Below are 1,328 nucleotides of genomic sequence, written 5' to 3'. Positions count from 1 at the left end.
AAACACCCACGGCTGGCCATGGCCACGCAAATACACCTCGCGCACCCAGCCGATGCTGGCGGCGGGCAAGTCCAGGGTGGCGCATTCGTCGTCTCGCAGTGGCTGCCAGCCTTCGAACAAAGGCGTCACGCTGAAGCCATCGTCGGATAGGCGCGTCAGGCGCCGGGTCAGCGAACCTTCATCGAACAGCCAGTTGAGTGTCAGCGGCGCGGGCAGTGGGCTCAGAAGGCTCTGGGTCAGCCATCGGCAAGCATCGGGAAGGGCGTTTGAATGCGGCACGGAGGGTCATTATTGGCAGTTAATGAGGCGGCGAGCTTACCATGGTGCCCTGGACTTTTGCCGGAGTGCGCCAGGCCCATGCGTCGATCATGCTTGCATCTGCGCCTGCTGATCAGTACAAAACGCCCTGAGCCGCACGGCAAGGTCGCATCTATCGACCGTCGGCCAACGCGCCTGGACCTGAGGAAACAAGTAATGAAGAAGTGGCAATGTGTCGTCTGTGGCCTGATCTACGACGAGAAAGACGGATGGCCGGATGACGGCATCGCGCCGGGCACCCTGTGGCAGGACGTCCCCGAAGACTGGCTGTGCCCGGACTGCGGCGTGGGCAAAATGGATTTCGAAATGATCGAAATCGGCTGATTGCTGATTTAAATCGCAATTCAAGAAACGTACTACAAGGAGAAAGGAATGAACGCACCTGTCGTGATCGTCGGCACGGGGTTGGCCGGTTACAACCTGGCTCGGGAGTTTCGCAAGCTCGATAGCGAAACCCCGCTGTTGCTGATCACCGCAGATGACGGGCGCTCCTACTCCAAGCCCATGCTTTCCACCGGCTTTGGCAAGAACAAGGAAGCCGACGGCCTGAGCATGGCGGAACCGGGCGCCATGGCCGAGCAACTGAAGGCCGAAGTGCGTACCCACACCCGCATCAGTGGCATCGACCCGGGCCACAAGCGCTTGTGGATCGGTGAGGAAGCGGTGGCCTATCGCGACCTGATCCTGGCCTGGGGCGCAGAAACCGTGCGGGTGCCGGTACAGGGCGACGCCGCCGAGCTGATTTTCCCGATCAACGACCTTGAAGACTACGCACGCTTTCGTGCCGCTGCGGCCGGAAAACGCCGGGTGCTGTTGCTGGGTGCCGGGCTGATCGGCTGCGAGTTCGCCAACGACCTGATCCTCGGCGGCTACGAGATCGACCTGGTGGCGCCGTGCGAGCAAGTCATGCCGACCCTGCTGCACCCGGCAGCCGCCGCAGCGGTGCAGGCCGGTCTGGAAGGCCTGGGGGCGCGTTTCCACCTGGGCCCGGTGCTCAATCGCCTGCAGCG

3 protein-coding genes are annotated in these 1,328 nt (G+C 62.6%); 2 read left to right on the top strand and 1 reads right to left on the bottom strand.

The window, feature by feature from the left end:
- Nucleotides 1–279, bottom strand: a 279-nt coding sequence (locus HX846_RS37385; protein ID WP_178967488.1) for a chorismate lyase, incomplete at its 3' end; no start/stop codon positions are given.
- 195 nt (nucleotides 280–474) lie between these two features.
- Between HX846_RS37385 and HX846_RS37380 the strand changes: the two genes are divergently transcribed.
- Together HX846_RS37380 and HX846_RS37375 are read left to right on the top strand one after the other, a co-directional pair.
- On the top strand, nucleotides 475–642 hold the full coding sequence (locus tag HX846_RS37380) for a rubredoxin (RefSeq protein ID WP_003213373.1): 168 nt from the start codon (nucleotides 475–477) through the stop codon (nucleotides 640–642).
- A 48-nt stretch (nucleotides 643–690) separates the two neighbouring features.
- Nucleotides 691–1,328, top strand: a 638-nt coding sequence (locus HX846_RS37375) for an FAD-dependent oxidoreductase (RefSeq protein ID WP_178967487.1), incomplete at its 3' end; no start/stop codon positions are given.

Origin of the sequence: Pseudomonas sp. K5002 (assembly GCF_013386655.1) — a bacterium.
GTDB lineage: Bacteria > Pseudomonadota > Gammaproteobacteria > Pseudomonadales > Pseudomonadaceae > Aquipseudomonas.
The sequence above is the reverse complement of the archived record's forward strand: the minus strand, read 5'-3'. Positions and strand labels throughout refer to the sequence as shown.